Source organism: Pseudomonas ogarae, assembly GCF_014268695.2.
GTDB lineage: Bacteria > Pseudomonadota > Gammaproteobacteria > Pseudomonadales > Pseudomonadaceae > Aquipseudomonas > Aquipseudomonas kilonensis.
Genome location: NZ_CP077086.1, coordinates 3,368,437 through 3,384,037, shown reverse-complemented (window position 1 = coordinate 3,384,037; position 15,601 = coordinate 3,368,437). Strand labels below are relative to the sequence as shown.

The window sequence follows — 15,601 nt, the reverse complement described above, 5'->3', positions numbered from 1 at the left end:
TAGTGACCATTACTGTCAATCGTCACAACCCATCACATTGCATTGATTGCAGCAATGCTTGCCGCACAATAGATCATATCGCTGCTGTGTCCTACGAGTGTTCATTGACAGATTGTGACCATAATATAATATGGTCACAAACCATCCATGGCTCCAGGAGTCTCAATGTCGCCCCTCCACCCCGCTGCTTTGCTGGTGAGCTTCAGCTTGATGACAGGTTGCACGGTCGGTCCGGACTACCAGCGTCCAGACGCTGCGCTGGCGCATCGCTACCTGGGCCAGGCGTCTGTCGAGCAGAGGTCCGCAGCGACATCGGCCAGCCTCGCCGCATGGTGGGAAGGCTTTGCGGATCCAGTGCTCAGCGACCTCGTTGCCAAGGCACTTGAGCAGAACCTGGACCTGGCGCAGGCATCGGCCCGCGTCACGCAGGCGCGAGCGGGCCTGGGTGCTGCCAATGCCGCGTTATTGCCCTCTGGAAACATCAGCGGCCAAGCCGCGCGCTCATACCAATCCGTCGAAACGCCACTGGGCCAAGTGCTGAACTCGACACCTGGATACGATCGGTACGGGAACGCCTACGAACTTAACGTGGGTGCCAGCTGGGAGGTAGACCTGTTTGGGGGCCTGCGCCGCGGACGCGAGGCGGCATTGGCCCAATACCAGGCTTCCGAGGCAGGCGTCGCGGCCACACGACTTGCCATTGCCGCACAGACCGCCGACCTCTACATCACCGCCCGCGGGTTGCAGGCGCGGCTGGACATCGCCAACCAACAAGTCAAGACGCAACAGGGTTTGCTGGAAAAAGTCCAACTGCTCTACAGCAAGGGCCTTGCGGCCAGCTATCAGGTTCACCAGGTCGAGGGCACCCTCTCGCAGGTCCGGGCGACGGTTCCCGTACTGCAGACCGGCCTGGATGCCGCCATGAATGCGCTGGACGTCATGCTTGGCACGCCGCCCGGCACCCATCGCACGCAACTGGCGAATGCACGAAGCATCCCTCTGGCGCCACAGATAACGACCATGGGAACCCCCGCCGATCTGCTGCGCCGCCGACCAGATCTGATCGTGGCCGAGCGCCGTCTTGCCGCCTCCAATGCGCGTATCGGCGAGGCCGTTGCTGAGTACTATCCGAAATTCTCCCTCAGTGCATTGCTGGGCAGTGCCACGGCGGTTTCCGGCGGCAATCTGTTCACCGGCGACGCCAGCCAGGCGGCTGGCGCGCTGGGCCTGCGCTGGAGACTCTTCGATTTTGGCCGCATCAACGCGCAAATCGACCAGGCCAAGGGACAGGAAGCCGAAGCGCTGGCGGCATATCGCCAGTCCGTATTGCGCGCCACCGAGGACGTCGAGAACGCCTTCTCCGCGCTGGTGAATCGAGAATCCCAGGCGAGCACCCTCACCCAGGGCGAAACCTCGCTGACGCAAGCTCGCCAGTCCTCGTTCATTGCTTATCAGAAAGGCACAGCCAGCCTGATCGATGTCCTGAATGCCGACGCGACGCTGCTGCAAGTCTCCGACGCACGGGCGCAAGCACGCACGGAATCGGCACGGGCGGCGGTGGCAGCATTCAGGGCGCTCGGCGGTGGCTGGCAGCCTTCTGAAACCCAACCGGTGGCGACTCGCTGAGCCGACCCCGTTACACAACACCTGCGGCTCCTTCTCCTTCCGCTCACAACCAGAGAACAACGATATGAAACCGAACGAACGCTCCTGGGTGCTCATCACTGGCGCCTCAAGCGGATTTGGCGAAGAGTTTGCCCGGCAATACGCAGCACAGGGAAAATCGCTCATCCTGGTAGCGCGCAGGTTGGATAAGCTCGAAGTGTTATCCGCTCAGTTGCGCGAACGCTTCGCCATTGATGTGATCGTCGAGCAAGTAGACCTGTCGTCGATCCCCGCGGTCATCGAACTGCATAAGCGTCTGAGCGAGCGAAAAATAGTGGTCGATGTGCTCATCAACAATGCGGGACATGGACTGCAAGGGCCTTTTCTGGATCAGCCTCTGGATCGTTCCCTGGCCATGATTGATCTGGATATCGCCAGCCTGACGGCCCTGACTCACGTCTTCGCGGCAGACATGCGAGCCCGCAAGCGTGGACACATCCTGATGGTCGCCAGCCTGCTGTCTTTTCAAGGCGTGAAGAATTTTGCCGTTTACTCTGCCGCCAAAGCTTACGTGTTGCGCTTCTCCGATGCGTTGCATCGTGAACTCAAAAGCGACGGCGTCATCGTGACGGCTCTTTGTCCGGGGATGTCGGATACCGGGTTTGCGCAAAGCGCCAGGCAAACGATTACGCCAGCCTTGAAAATGGTCATGATGCAACCACAACCCGTAGTCCGCGCTGGCATTCGAGCGCTGCAAGCCGGACGATTGAGTGTCGTGCCGGGCTTTGGCAACAAGGCGATGACCGTCCTGACCTGGGCCACGCCGCGTCGGTTTCACCAAGGTCTCATGGCACGCATCATGGGCGCCTGAAAGGATGGCGAAGTGTTCTGAAAGCCGGGAGTCAGCCTACACTCCCGGCCGGCAAAGCGGCACTCGATCAGAAGCGATAGCTGACTGAAGTACCGAAACCACTCGCACTGTTTTTGTACTTGGAGCTGTAGGCTCCCCGGGTTGCCGAAGTTTCGTTGACCCGTACGCTCTCTTCCCACAGATAGGAATAAGCGACATCGATCGTGACATTGTCCACTGGCGTCCAGCCAGCGCCGAAGCTGACGATTTTTCGGTCGCCGGTAGGAATACGTGGCCCACGATTGGTGTTGTTGGCGGGCGACTGGTCGACGGAGAAGCCTGCGCGCAGCACCCACTGGCTGTTCAACTGATACGACGTACCAATGGCGTGAGCCCACGTGTCGTGCCAGTCCTGTTCTTCGGTAATAGTACCCAGCGAACCGCTCAATAACGGCGGCAAGCCGGTGTTCTCGATGGTCAACTCCTTGAAGCGACTCCAGCGTGTCCAGGTACTGCCCGCGTACAAGGTCCAATCATTGTCGAGCTGGTGAGTCACCGACACGTCCACGGACTCCGGGGTATCCACATCCAGTGAAGCGTCATAGCTGCGACCGCTGAGCCCTATCACGCTGAAGATGCCATTGCTGACCTTGGTCTTGGCATCCAGGTGGTAGCTGACCTTGGAATGGTAGGTCAACCCCACACGAGTTCGATCTGTCGCCTGGACCAGGACACCGGCATTGAAACCCAGCGCCGTATCATCGCCGTTGCTTTTGAGTTTTCCATCGTTGCGACCCGGGCTCAGTGGGTTGGGCACCATGCCCGTTATCTCGCCACTGATGCGGTTGATCGTCGGACCGAACCCGATCGAAACCCTGTCATTGAAGGCATAGCTGATGGTGGGCTGAAACGTGAGCGTCGTGACCTCGCTTTTGTTGCCGTAGTAGCGCCCGGCAAAACCGCTGCCGTAATCGGTAATCAGACCGAACGGCACATAGAAGCCCACGCCGAACGCCCAATGTTCATCGATGGGCTTGACGTAGTACCCCATGGGCACGGTGGTCGTAGGCACGACGTCGCCGTCTTCCTGGCCGCCAAAGGTACTGCGGGTCTGGCTGATGTCATTCTTCGCGAAGAGCGTCGCCGCCCCCAGGCTGACCTGCTCTGATTTGAGGCGAGACATGCCCGCAGGGTTGCCGAAGACAGTACTTGCATCCTCGGCCGAGGACGAGCGACCGGCAAACCCGGACCCCATCCCGCTGATACTCTGTTCATTGAGGGCAAAGCCGCTTGCAAACACATGAGAAGTGGCGAACGCAACGGCAAGACCCATAGGGGCCTTGAGCATTATTTTTTTCATTATTGGAACTCTGGGAGCGGTAGTCTGGGTAGGGTTGTTTGTATCAGGTAAAAATCGCCACCGTCTGGCGTGCCCAAAGCACGCGACGGCCGCTTTCGTCCCATATCTCCATGTCCTGTAGCGAGTACCCTTCCAGCGCCTGCTGGCTGAAAGAGCTGACGAGGAACCATTCGCCGGCAACGGCTGGCTGCGGCAGGTCAATCATCCAGGACGCGGAGCTGATAGCGGCGGGTTCGGTAAAGCAGGTCATGGCGGCCGGCGGTAAACTGTCAGCCAGTGCAATCAAGGCAACTGCCGGGTCTACGCCCTGGGCATCCAGATGGCGGACCCACATCAGTAACTCAGGACTTTCGGCGCCGGACACCGGCAGCGAACCGCCTGCAGGACGCATCTCGAAGTTATAGGCGCAAGCCGGAGCAATCTTGCTGTCCAGCGCCAGGGTGGCGTAGCGGGACGGCCCCTCCACAAACGGCCGGCCCCAGGAATCATGCGTAATTCTGCTCGCCCGCGGCTGGGCGAACAGCAGGATCGAGCGCAGCGCAAGGTCATCGCCCGACAGGCAGTCGACGGATACCGAGGTGACTGAGCGTCCTTGGCGCAACACGCTTACATCGAACGTCTGGGCCTGCGTCACCGGTGCGATGAACGACACCTGGGCGGACTTGAACGGAGGGAAATCCACCGGACGTTCCCGCAAGACCGCCTGCAGCGACAGCGCTGCCGAAAGCCCGCCAAAGATGGTACGACCTTGCTGCCAGTTGGGCGGGGAAACAAAGGGGGCGTCCGGATCGAATTGCTGCAGCAGTTTGGCAAAGCTCGTCATACCGACGCCCCAGGCTAAGAGCAGATGCGCCATATTTATTCATGTGACCATTTGTGTCAATGGTCACGAAGTGGATAAATAAAGACGACCATCAACCGCTGGGGCGAGAGGTGAATCGGATGGGTAAAGGCGTGCCTGCAATGGTCTGGGTGCAATCTTCAGCCACGGCTCAAGGCATGAGGCTGCGCAAGATCAGGTTGCAGGTGAGCGTGGGGGCAACCTCGACGTAATCGAGGCTGTACTGCAGCAGCAAGGGATTGACGAAAGGCCGCAGCGCCAGATGGATCGCGTCTACGGTTTCGTCCAATGGCGTCTTGCGTTCGAACTCGCCCAGTTCCCGTCCCTCGCGCACGATTTGCAACACGAAACTCTTGATCCGAGCGTTATAGACTTGCGAACTGGGCCATTGTTCAGACGCGGAAAACGCCGCAATGTCATAGAGCTTGCGATCATTGAAAAACAGGTTTACGCCTGTGGTGATCAGGGCCTTGACCAGGCGGCGAAAACGCTCCGTCGCTGAAAGCCCGTCTTCGCTGATGGCCTGCTCCACCGCCGCGACGATTTCTGCCAGGCACTGGCTACAGATGGCCTCGCCAATCGCCTGCTTGGAGTCGAAGAACTTGTAGATGTAGGCCTTGGAGAACCCGATGGCCTTGGCCAGGTCGGACACCGTGGTCTTGCCATAGCCGTATTGACTGAAATGCTCGTTGGCCGCCGCGACAATCTGGTTTCGAATGTCGTGATCGGCGGGGCCGCGGGTGCTGGGCGAAGGTATTGAGGGCTGGTTCATGGAGGCAGCTTACGCATCCTGAAGATCGTTGACAACTTGTGACCATTAAGTAATAGCGTCACAACCCAGCCACTATCAAGCTGTCGGCACACTCCTCCCTTCTATTTAGCGAAGAGCTGGCTCATATCCTTGAACGCCTTGAACTCCAGCGCATTACCGCAAGGATCGAACAGAAACATCGTGGCCTGCTCCCCCACCTGCCCTTTGAAGCGTATGTAAGGCTCGATCACAAACTCGGTGCCAAAGGATTTCAGCCGCTCGGCCAACGCTTCCCACTCCTGCCAACCCAGAATGATGCCGAAGTGAGGCACCGGCACGTCGTGCCCATCTACCGGGTTGCTGTGGACGTTCTCTTGGGAAGCGGTCTTCGGCTGTTCATGGATCACCAACTGATGGCCGTAGAAATTGAAGTCGACCCAGTGGGCGCTGGAGCGGCCCTCTTGCAACCCAAACACCTCGCCATAAAAGGCCCGAGCGCCTGGAAGGTCATAAACAGGGATTGCGAGGTGGAAGGGAGAAAGGCTCATCATGGCTCCTGTTGCTTTTGTAAGGACCGGGCCATCGTAAGGCCGTGCTTAAAACAAGAAAAACAATATATTTCTCTCAGTGACACAATTAATATTTGTGAATGATTAAAGAACTCAAGACCCTTATCGCCATAGCACGGGAAGGTACTTTCGCTGCCGCAGGCAATAAAATCGGCCTCACCCAGGCGGCGGTCAGCGCGCAGATCCAGCGTCTGGAAGCCGAGCTTGGCTTCGAGATTTTCGACCGCAAGGGACGCTCGGCTCACCTCAATCGGATGGGTCATCAAATACTCTTGCAAGCCCAAGAATTGTTGCGCCTTTACGACAATCTTGGCGCGAGTCCTGCCGGGCTTGCCCCCAGCGTCCTGGTGAACATTGGCGCTATCGCTTCGGTGCAGCGCTCCTTCCTGCCAGACGCGCTCGCCAGGTTTCACCAGCAATGTCCGCAATGCCGAACGCGGGTCCTTCCTGGCGTATCGATGGAGTTGATCAACCTGGTGGATGCCGGCGAAATCGACATGGCCGCCATTATCCGCCCGCCGTTCTCGCTGCAGAGCGATCTGCGCTGGATGACCCTGGCGCTGGAGCCGTATCGGCTGATAGTTCCGAGCACGCTCCCCGGAGAAGACTGGGCCGAACTGCTTGGCAGCCAACCCTTCATTCGTTATGACCGGGCGTCGTTCGGCGGCCGGCAGGTGGACCGTTTCCTGCGCAAGATGCACTTCGCCTTGCATGAAGTCAGCGAGCTCGATGAACTGGAGGCCATCATCAAGCTGGTTGGAAACGGCGTCGGAGTGGCCTTGGTGCCGCAAACCGCGACCCACCGCAAATGGCCTGAGGGTGTACGTGCCCTCGACCTCGCTGAGCACACCTTCCACCGTGATGTCGGGCTGGTCCATAGACCTCAACATAGCCTCACCGAACCCGCGGGGATATTGGTGCAATTGCTTGCCGAGCAGGCCCGAGCCAATCCCGTATGAATCACACCTTTTTGTTTGCGCCCAAACAAAAACCAATGCGCAGGCTCAAGGTTTTTGTCGAGCGGATGATCTATACCTTCAAGTACACGCAGTCAGGCCAGGGCAACAGACTGGCGTGTCTTGATAAGACGACTGTGGCGAACCTGCTTCAGGTGCGCTGCATGACATAAAACGTCGGCCTGCAAGACGCTGTTTCCGCGCCCCCCCTTTGAATGGCGCACCACTTTCCAATGCCTGAAGTATTGATCATGAGCCCGAGCAAACGCGTCTTGAATGCCCCCACCAGAGCGCTATCCAGGCTTTGTCTGTTGCTACCGCTGCTAGTTGTAAACAATGCACGCGGCGAACCCTTGGAGATAGAACTGCATATCCTCGACGCGCCACCGCTGACGTTCGTCAACGACCCCAGGGGCCACGGAATCGTTGGCGATGTCGCCGTGGCGGCCATGACCAAGGCTGGGTACACAGTGAAAATCCATGTACTCCCCTGGGCCAGGGCACAGAAACATGTCAGTGAAGAACATGACCACTTGATCGCACCACTGTCGCGCATACCCACCCGCGAGGATCGCTTCACCTGGATAGCCTCGATCATGCCCATGGAGCGCGCTTTTTTCAGCCTTGAGCGGCGAGTGAGCAGCTTCGCCCAAGCGAAAGAAACCTACCGCAAGATCGGCGTCGGCCTGGGCAGCGCCCAAGCAGATATCCTGCGCACCGAAGGGTTCAGCGATGAGCAGATCTATCCGCTGGTCATCGGCGACAACCCCGCCCAGATGCTGTTGATGGGGCGTATCGATGCCTGGTTCAACGGCGTGCCGGAGAGTCTGTACATCTGGCCGAAGGTGTCCAAGCGCAAACTGCTCATGAGCAAGGTCGGCAGCAGCGCTGACCTTTACCTGGCCTGCTCGAAGCAATGCTCGCCAAAAATGGTCGAGGATTTGCGCGAAGCGGTTGAAGCGCTTCGCGCGGATGGGACAGTCAAGCGGGTCCATGACGTTTATTTGCCGCATTAGGCCGTGGCGAGGGGATTTATCCCCGTTGGGTTGCGAAGCAACCCTGAATCCAGCTACCGCATCATCTCAGGTTGGTTGCATCCTGCTTTTTTGGGTCTGCTGCGCAGCCCAGCGGGGATAAATCCCCTCGCCACAATAACTCACATCCAATGGACAGCACTGCCGGACTAGAGGCCTTATCGATGGCTTATATCATTCTGAATGATAGTTACCTTTGCTTCATTCGATTCGTTCCTGTGCCATGCGCCACGCATCATCCGCCCATTCTCAATACATTGGCGGATGCTATCCATGGAACATTCACTTTCAAAACTGCGTTTTCCCCTCGCGCTGCTGGCGGTGCTGGTGATGAGCGCTTGCGGCAAGACTCCCGACACGGCAGCGTCCATGCCGCCGGCCAAAGTCAGTGTGGCCAAGGTGCTGGAGCAGCCTGTCAACGAATGGGATGAGTTCACCGGCCGCCTTGAAGCACCGGAAACCGTCGAGATCCGCCCACGGGTTTCCGGGCAGATCGACGAAGTGGCCTTCACCGAAGGTGCGCTGGTCAAGAAAGGCGACCTGTTATTCCAGATCGACCCACGCCCCTTCCAGGCTGAAGTACGTCGTCTCGAAGCCCAGTTGGCCCAAGCCCGCGCCACCGCCACCCGCAGCGAGAACGAAGCCCAGCGTGGCGAACGCCTGCGCTTGAGCAATGCCATTTCCGCCGAGCTGGCCGACTCGCGCACCAGCGCCGCCCAGGAAGCCCGCGCCGCTGCTGCGGCCATCCAGGCCCAACTGGACCTGGCCAAGCTGAACCTGAGCTTCACCCGGGTGACCTCACCTATCAGTGGTCGCGTCAGCCGGGCGGACATCACCGCCGGCAACCTGGTGACCGCCGACGTCACGCCGCTCACCAGCGTGGTCTCCACGGACAAGGTCTACGCCTACTTCGATGCCGACGAACGTGTCTTCCTCAAATACACCCAACTTGCCCGCCAGGGCCAGCGTGGCCAGGCCACCCCGGTGTACATGGGGCTGTCCAACGAAGACGGCAACCCGCACCTGGGCCAGATGAACTTCGTCGACAACCAGGTCAACCCGCAGACCGGCACCATCCGCGGTCGCGCCGTGTTCGACAACAAGGACGGCGCCTACACCCCAGGCCTGTATGCCCGCCTGAAACTGGTGGGCAGCGGCACCTACTCCGCCGTGTTGATCAACGACGAAGCCGTGGGCACCGACCTGGGCAAGAAATTCGTGCTGGTGATGGATGCCGAGAACAAGCCGGCCTACCGCGCCGTCGAACTGGGGCCGAAGATCGAAGGCCTGCGCATCGTGCGCAGCGGCCTGAACAAGGACGACACCATTATCGTCAAGGGGCTGCAACGTGCTCGCCCGGGCGCACCGGTCACGCCTGAAACCGTGCCGATGGCCAGCGACGAAACCATTGCCGCCCTGGCACAACAACGTAAAGCGCTCGAAGCCAGCAACCTGCCCCAAGTCGCGCCGTCCAAGGCCGCGTCAGGATCGGCAGGCAAACTGGCCGCTGCGACCCCACGCGGTTAAGGGACTGAATCCAAGATGAAATTTTCCCAGTTCTTCATTTCGCGGCCGATCTTCGCAGCGGTGCTTTCGCTGCTGATCCTGATCGCCGGCGCCATCTCGCTGTTCCAATTGCCGATCAGCGAATACCCGGAAGTCGTGCCGCCGACCGTGGTCGTGCGCGCCAACTTCCCGGGCGCCAACCCCAAGGTCATCGGCGAGACCGTGGCCGCGCCCCTGGAGCAAGCCATCACTGGCGTCGAGAACATGTTGTACATGTCCTCGCAGTCCACCGCTGACGGCAAGATCACCCTGACCATCACCTTCGCCCTGGGCACCGACCTGGACAATGCCCAGGTTCAGGTGCAGAACCGCGTCACCCGAACCGAGCCCAAGCTGCCGGAAGAAGTGACCCGGATCGGCATCACGGTGGACAAGGCATCGCCCGACCTGACCATGGTCGTGCACTTGACCTCGCCGGACAAACGCTACGACATGCTCTACCTGTCCAACTACGCCCTGCTCAACATCAAGGATGAGCTGGCGCGCCTGGGCGGCGTGGGTGACGTGCAACTGTTCGGCATGGGCGACTACTCCCTGCGGGTCTGGCTGGACCCGAACAAGACCGCTTCGCGCAACCTGACCGCCACCGACGTGGTCACGGCGATCCGTGAACAGAACCGGCAGGTGGCTGCCGGTGCCCTGGGTGCGCCGCCAGCGCCCAATGCCCAGGCTTTCCAGCTGTCGATCAACACCCAGGGTCGCCTGGTAAATGAGGAAGAATTCGAGAACATCATCATTCGTTCCGGCGCCAACGGTGAGATCACTCGCCTGAAGGACATCGCCCGGGTCGAACTGGGTTCCAGCCAATACGCCCTGCGTTCGCTGCTGGACAACCAGCCGGCGGTGGCGATCCCGATCTTCCAGCGTCCAGGCTCCAACGCCATCCAGATCTCCAACGACGTCCGCGAGAAGATGGATGAGTTGAAGAAGGGCTTCCCGGCCGGGATGGACTACAGCATCGTCTATGACCCGACGATCTTCGTCCGGGGCTCCATCGAGGCAGTGGTGCATACCCTGTTCGAAGCACTGATTCTCGTGGTGCTGGTGGTGATCCTGTTCCTGCAGACCTGGCGCGCCTCGATCATTCCATTGGTGGCCGTGCCGGTTTCGCTGATCGGTACGTTCGCGGTGATGCACCTGTTTGGCTTCTCGTTGAACGCCCTCTCGCTGTTCGGCCTGGTACTGGCGATCGGTATCGTGGTGGACGACGCGATCGTGGTGGTGGAGAACGTCGAGCGAAACATCGAACTGGGGCTCACCCCTGTGGAGGCGACAAAGCGCGCCATGGGCGAAGTAACCGGCCCGATCATCGCCACCGCCCTGGTGCTGTGCGCGGTCTTCGTTCCGGCGGCGTTCATCAGTGGCTTGACCGGGCAGTTCTATAAGCAGTTCGCCTTGACCATTGCCATCTCCACGGTGATCTCGGCGATCAACTCCCTGACCCTGTCGCCGGCCCTGGCTGCCGTGTTGCTCAAGGGCCATGATGCGCCCAAGGACCGTTTTTCCAAGTTCCTGGACAAGGTTTTCGGCGGCTGGCTGTTCCGTCCGTTCAACCGCTTTTTCGAACGAGCCAGCCACGGTTACGTGGGCACCGTCGCTCGGGTGATCCGCAGCAGTGGCATCGCCCTGGTGCTGTACGCGGGCCTGATGGTGCTGACCTTCTTCGGCTTCTCCAACACCCCGACCGGCTTCGTACCCGGCCAGGACAAGCAATACCTGGTGGCCTTCGCCCAACTGCCGGACGCCGCGAGCCTGGATCGCACCGAAGACGTGATCAAGCGCATGTCCGATCTGGCCCTCAAGCAACCGGGCGTTGAAAGCGCCGTGGCCTTCCCGGGCCTGTCGATCAACGGTTTCACCAACAGCCCGAACGCCGGCATCGTGTTCGTGACCCTCAAGCCCTTCGACGAGCGCAAGGACCCGAGCATGTCGGCCGGCGCCATCGCCGGTGCCTTGAACGGCCAGTACGCAGGGATCCAGGAGGCCTACATGGCGATCTTCCCACCGCCGCCGGTACAGGGCCTGGGCACGATCGGTGGTTTCCGCCTGCAAATCGAAGACCGGGGCAACCTGGGCTACGACGAGCTGTACAAAGAAACCATGAACATCATTACCAAGAGCCACAACGTGCCGGAACTGGCCGGGTTGTTCACCAGCTACACCGTGAACGTGCCCCAGGTCGATGCCGCCATCGACCGTGAAAAAGCCAAAACCCACGGCGTGGCCGTCAGCGATATCTTCGACACCCTGCAGATCTACCTGGGTTCGCTGTATGCCAACGACTTCAACCGCTTCGGCCGTACCTACCAGGTCAACGTCCAGGCTGAGCAGCAATTCCGTCTCGAGTCAGACCAGATCGGCCAGCTCAAGGTGCGCAACAACCGTGGCGAGATGATCCCGCTGGCGACCTTCATCAAGGTCAGCGACACCTCGGGGCCAGACCGCGTGATGCATTACAACGGTTTCATCACGGCTGAAATCAACGGTGCCGCCGCCCCGGGCTACAGCTCCGGCCAGGCTGAAAAGGCCATCGAGAAACTGCTCAAGGACGAATTGCCCAACGGCATGACCTACGAGTGGACCGACCTGACCTACCAGCAGATCCTCTCGGGCAACACCGCGCTGTTCGTGTTCCCGCTCTGCGTACTGCTGGCGTTCCTGGTGCTCGCGGCGCAGTACGAAAGCTGGAGCCTGCCATTGGCGGTGATCCTGATCGTACCGATGACCCTGTTGTCGGCGATTACCGGGGTGATTCTCTCCGGTGGCGACAACAACATCTTTACCCAGATCGGCTTGATCGTACTGGTGGGACTTGCCTGCAAGAACGCGATTCTGATCGTCGAGTTCGCCAAGGATAAACAGCTCGAAGGCATGAACCCGCTGGCGGCGGTCCTCGAAGCGTGCCGCCTGCGTCTGCGGCCGATCCTGATGACCTCCTTCGCCTTCATCATGGGCGTGGTGCCCCTGGTGTTCTCCAGCGGCGCGGGTGCGGAAATGCGCCACGCCATGGGTGTGGCGGTGTTCTCCGGGATGCTCGGCGTGACCTTTTTCGGCCTGCTGCTCACCCCTGTGTTCTATGTACTGATCCGCAACTTCGTCGAGCGCAGCGAGGCCCGCAAAGCGGCCCGGGCTTTGAAACTGGAGGCGCAACAATGAGTTTGAAAGCGTTCGTGCCGAGCTTGCTGGTGTTGGCCTTGAGTGCCTGTGCCGTGGGCCCGGACTACAAGGCCCCGCAAACGGAGGCGGCGAACATCACCACCGCCACCGACGGCGCCGCCGGCCAGAAGAACTTCGACCGCGCCCGCTTTGAAGGGATCTGGTGGCAGCAGTTCGACGACCCGACCCTTAACGCGTTGGTGACCCGCTCGCTGGAAGGCAACCGCGAGTTGCGCGTGGCTTTCGCCCGCTTGCGGGCCGCCCGGGCGATTCGCGATGACGCCAGCAATGACGCCATGCCGACCATTACCAGCCGCGCCAGCAGCGAACTGGGCAAAGGCCAGAACCCGATGGGGCAAACTGACGACCGGGTCAACTCCGAGCGTTACGACCTGGGCCTGGACATGGCCTGGGAGCTGGACTTGTTCGGACGCATCCAGCGCAACCTGGAAGCCACCGATGCCGATCAACAAGCGATCGAGGCCGATCTCTATCAGTTGCAGGTGACGATGATCGCCGAACTGGTGGATGCCTACGGTCAATTGCGCGGCGCCCAACTGCGGGAAAAGATCGCCCTGGCGAACCTCAAGAACCAGCAGGATTCGCGCAAGATCACCGAAAGCCTGCGTGATGCCGGCGTCGGCGATCAGCTCGACGTGGTGCGTGCCGACGCCCGCCTGGCCGCGGTGGAAGCCAGCGTGCCGCAGTTGCAGGCCGAACAGGTGCGCCAACGCAATCGCATCGCCACGTTGCTGGGCGAGCGTCCGGACAAACTCAGCGTGGACCTGAGCCCGAAACAGTTGCCGGCCATCGCCAAGGCCCTGCCCATCGGCGATCCGGGTGAGCTGCTGCAACGGCGCCCGGACATTCTCAGCGCCGAACGCCAACTGGCCGCTGCCACGGCGCGCATCGGCGTGGCCAAGGCGGATCTGTTCCCGCGGGTCAGCCTGAGCGGTTTCCTTGGCTTCACGGCTGGACGCGGTTCGCAGATCGGCTCCTCGGCGGCCAACGCCTGGGCGCTGGGCCCGAGCATTACCTGGGCGGCTTTCGACCTGGGCAGCGTGCGGGCTCGCTTGCGCGGTGCCGACGCCGAGGCGGACGGCGCCTTGGCGACCTACGAACAGCAAGTGCTGCTGGCTCTGGAAGAATCGGAAAACGCCTTCAGTGACTACGGCAAGCGCCAACAACGGCTGATCTCGCTGATCCGCCAGAGTGAATCGAGCCGTGCCGCCGCCGACCTGGCCGAGATTCGCTACCGCGAAGGCACCGAGGACTTCCTCGTGCTGCTCGACGCCCAGCGCGAACGCCTGGCCGCCGAAGACACTCAGGCCCAGGCCGAAGTAGACCTGTACCGCGGCATCGTCGCGATCTACAAGGCCCTGGGCGGCGGCTGGAAACCGGAGACCGTTGCCAGCAACTGATCCACCTGCTCAACCGAGCTCCTTTGGTTGGCCGCAACCAGCCAAATTTTTGCCCCGCCTCTCATTTGGACGCGGGGCTTTTTTTTCGGCTGGTGCGAACCTCCACCTCCTCCTGTAGAAGCACCCTGTAGGAGCACCCTGTGGGAGCAAAGCTTGCTCGCGATAGCAGTGTGTCAGTTGCATTGCTGCTAAATGTGCCGCCCTCATCGCGGGCAAGCCTTGCTCCCACATTGATTCGGGCAAGCTTACCCTGGGCCCATGAGATGCTTCACAGGGTTTGACTCAAGCCCCCACCTGACCGAAGCTTGCGACATTTCACGCTTCTGGTAATGGATTCCCTGCATGCTCTCGCCTCGCCGCCGCTATCTGCTCCTCAGCCTCTGTGTCCTGTTGGTGATCGGTCTTGTCGCGGTGTGGCTACGCAGCACCACGCCGCAAATCCCCGAAGCGATCAAGCGTGGCTACAGCGAAGCCTTGGAAAACGCCCGTAATGGGCAGCCAGGGGCGGCACGGATGCTTTACCAGCAATTGGGGCGTCCAGACCTCTCGCCCAAGCGCCGCGTATGGTTGCACGCCGAACTGCCCAACTACCCCAGCCCTCAAGCCCTGAAACTGGCGGACGCGGACCTGCACAGCGAATCGCCGGACGTGCGTCGAGCCGCCATCGGCAGCATCGTCGGGCTGGTGCCGACCGGCCAGCGCAGCCTGTTGCTCGGCCCGCTCCTGGATGATGATGACCAGAACGTCCGGTTCGCCGCCGTGAACGCGCTGCTGGGCTTGTCGCCGGATGACCTCGGCTTGTATTTCGGGGCGATGCAGTTAGCCATCGACACCTGGGAACAGGTGCTCGAGGACGGTCCGAAAACCGCTGAGACCCACTACCAGCTCGCCCGACTGCACCTGCACAACGCCGAACTGAAGAAAGCCCAACTGGCGCTTGAGCAGACCTTGCGCCTGCAACCGGACAACCTGCCGGCGCTGGTCATGCAGATCGAAGTGCTGGACAAACAAGGCCAGGGCGAAGCCGCACGACAATTGCTCGCCCGACAGTTGCAGACCCAGCCAGCGTCGGCCTATCTGCAACATGCGCTGGGCATGTGGCTGCTGCAGCACGGCCAGAACGAGTATGCGGTGCTCGGTTTGGCAAAAGCCGTGGAACTGGAGCCCGAGAACCGCCATTACCGCTATGACCTGGCGACCACCCTGCATGCCGAGCAGGAGGTGGAAGCCGCGCAGAAACAGTTGCAGGAAATCGTCCAGCGCTACCCCGCCGACCGCAAGGCACGGGTGCTGCTGATCAACTATTGGAAGGAGACCGGCCAGTTGCAGAATGTTCAAGTCCTGCTGGCGCAACTTGAACAGTTGAACCCTGACGACCCGGCGCTGCAACAGGGTCTGTAGGCCCCTCGTTGCACATCCAAAGTTGTGCAGCACACCGCGTTTTATCGATATAAGCGGAACCGCCATCACCGCCAAGGGTCAAGTGTTCAGG

At 60.6% G+C, this 15,601-nt stretch carries 12 protein-coding genes; 8 read left to right on the top strand and 4 right to left on the bottom strand.

All coding sequences use genetic code 11. The features are described from left to right. Positions 1-165 precede the first annotated feature (165 nt). Positions 166-1,626: an efflux transporter outer membrane subunit gene (locus tag HU749_RS14775; protein WP_079301925.1), complete on the top strand. Its 1,461-nt coding sequence runs from the start codon at positions 166-168 to the stop codon at positions 1,624-1,626. Positions 1,627-1,690: 64 nt separating this feature from the next. Further along, positions 1,691-2,476: an SDR family NAD(P)-dependent oxidoreductase gene (locus tag HU749_RS14770; protein WP_095974265.1), complete on the top strand. Its 786-nt coding sequence runs from the start codon at positions 1,691-1,693 to the stop codon at positions 2,474-2,476. Positions 2,477-2,543: 67 nt separating this feature from the next. Here HU749_RS14770 and HU749_RS14765 read toward each other — a convergent pair whose 3' ends face one another. The 4 genes from HU749_RS14765 to HU749_RS14750 form a co-directional block, all read right to left on the bottom strand. Further along, positions 2,544-3,815 (bottom strand): OmpP1/FadL family transporter, encoded by a 1,272-nt coding sequence (locus tag HU749_RS14765; RefSeq protein ID WP_095974266.1) that lies wholly within the window; start codon positions 3,813-3,815, stop codon positions 2,544-2,546. Positions 3,816-3,858: 43 nt separating this feature from the next. Then, positions 3,859-4,671 (bottom strand): thioesterase family protein, encoded by an 813-nt coding sequence (locus tag HU749_RS14760; RefSeq protein ID WP_095974267.1) that lies wholly within the window; start codon positions 4,669-4,671, stop codon positions 3,859-3,861. A gap of 136 nt (positions 4,672-4,807) precedes the next feature. After that, complete coding sequence (locus HU749_RS14755) at positions 4,808-5,428, bottom strand: TetR/AcrR family transcriptional regulator (protein ID WP_003202289.1); 621 nt, start codon at positions 5,426-5,428, stop codon at positions 4,808-4,810. Between the two features lie 101 nt (positions 5,429-5,529). Further along, positions 5,530-5,955: a VOC family protein gene (locus HU749_RS14750; RefSeq protein ID WP_014338192.1), complete on the bottom strand. Its 426-nt coding sequence runs from the start codon at positions 5,953-5,955 to the stop codon at positions 5,530-5,532. 101 nt (positions 5,956-6,056) lie between these two features. On the opposite strand from HU749_RS14750, the gene HU749_RS14745 reads away from it, so the two are divergent. The 6 genes from HU749_RS14745 to HU749_RS14720 all read left to right on the top strand — a co-directional run bounded on the left by HU749_RS14745 (position 6,057) and on the right by HU749_RS14720 (position 15,510). Then, positions 6,057-6,935 carry a LysR family transcriptional regulator gene (locus HU749_RS14745; RefSeq protein ID WP_095962101.1) on the top strand — a complete coding sequence of 293 codons (879 nt, stop codon included), beginning with the start codon at positions 6,057-6,059 and terminating at the stop codon, positions 6,933-6,935. Positions 6,936-7,183: 248 nt separating this feature from the next. Continuing rightward, complete coding sequence (locus HU749_RS14740; protein WP_186652328.1) at positions 7,184-7,948, top strand: substrate-binding periplasmic protein; 765 nt, start codon at positions 7,184-7,186, stop codon at positions 7,946-7,948. A 291-nt stretch (positions 7,949-8,239) separates the two neighbouring features. After that, positions 8,240-9,493, top strand: a complete 1,254-nt coding sequence (gene mexE / locus HU749_RS14735) for a multidrug efflux RND transporter periplasmic adaptor subunit MexE (protein ID WP_046064254.1) — start codon at positions 8,240-8,242, stop codon at positions 9,491-9,493. Between the two features lie 15 nt (positions 9,494-9,508). Further along, positions 9,509-12,688, top strand: coding sequence for an efflux RND transporter permease subunit (locus HU749_RS14730; RefSeq protein ID WP_014338188.1), 3,180 nt, complete (start codon positions 9,509-9,511; stop codon positions 12,686-12,688). Further along, complete coding sequence (locus tag HU749_RS14725; RefSeq protein ID WP_079301920.1) at positions 12,685-14,109, top strand: efflux transporter outer membrane subunit; 1,425 nt, start codon at positions 12,685-12,687, stop codon at positions 14,107-14,109. The genes HU749_RS14730 and HU749_RS14725 overlap by 4 nt, the downstream gene beginning before the upstream one ends. A gap of 342 nt (positions 14,110-14,451) precedes the next feature. Beyond that, the gene (locus HU749_RS14720; protein ID WP_079301919.1) at positions 14,452-15,510 is read left to right on the top strand and encodes a tetratricopeptide repeat protein; all 1,059 of its coding nucleotides are present in this window, start codon (positions 14,452-14,454) and stop codon (positions 15,508-15,510) included. Positions 15,511-15,601 lie beyond the last annotated feature (91 nt).

Bases quoted from the DNA above. Each gene is read 5' to 3' on its own strand.
- HU749_RS14775 (WP_079301925.1), top strand. From the start codon at position 166: ATGTCGCCCCTCCACCCCGCTGCTTTGCTGGTGAGCTTCAGCTTGATG.
- HU749_RS14770 (WP_095974265.1), top strand. From the start codon at position 1,691: ATGAAACCGAACGAACGCTCCTGGGTGCTCATCACTGGCGCCTCAAGC.
- HU749_RS14765 (WP_095974266.1), bottom strand. From the start codon at position 3,815: ATGAAAAAAATAATGCTCAAGGCCCCTATGGGTCTTGCCGTTGCGTTC.
- HU749_RS14760 (WP_095974267.1), bottom strand. From the start codon at position 4,671: ATGGCGCATCTGCTCTTAGCCTGGGGCGTCGGTATGACGAGCTTTGCC.
- HU749_RS14755 (WP_003202289.1), bottom strand. From the start codon at position 5,428: ATGAACCAGCCCTCAATACCTTCGCCCAGCACCCGCGGCCCCGCCGAT.
- HU749_RS14750 (WP_014338192.1), bottom strand. From the start codon at position 5,955: ATGAGCCTTTCTCCCTTCCACCTCGCAATCCCTGTTTATGACCTTCCA.
- HU749_RS14745 (WP_095962101.1), top strand. From the start codon at position 6,057: ATGATTAAAGAACTCAAGACCCTTATCGCCATAGCACGGGAAGGTACT.
- HU749_RS14740 (WP_186652328.1), top strand. From the start codon at position 7,184: ATGAGCCCGAGCAAACGCGTCTTGAATGCCCCCACCAGAGCGCTATCC.
- mexE (WP_046064254.1), top strand. From the start codon at position 8,240: ATGGAACATTCACTTTCAAAACTGCGTTTTCCCCTCGCGCTGCTGGCG.
- HU749_RS14730 (WP_014338188.1), top strand. From the start codon at position 9,509: ATGAAATTTTCCCAGTTCTTCATTTCGCGGCCGATCTTCGCAGCGGTG.
- HU749_RS14725 (WP_079301920.1), top strand. From the start codon at position 12,685: ATGAGTTTGAAAGCGTTCGTGCCGAGCTTGCTGGTGTTGGCCTTGAGT.
- HU749_RS14720 (WP_079301919.1), top strand. From the start codon at position 14,452: ATGCTCTCGCCTCGCCGCCGCTATCTGCTCCTCAGCCTCTGTGTCCTG.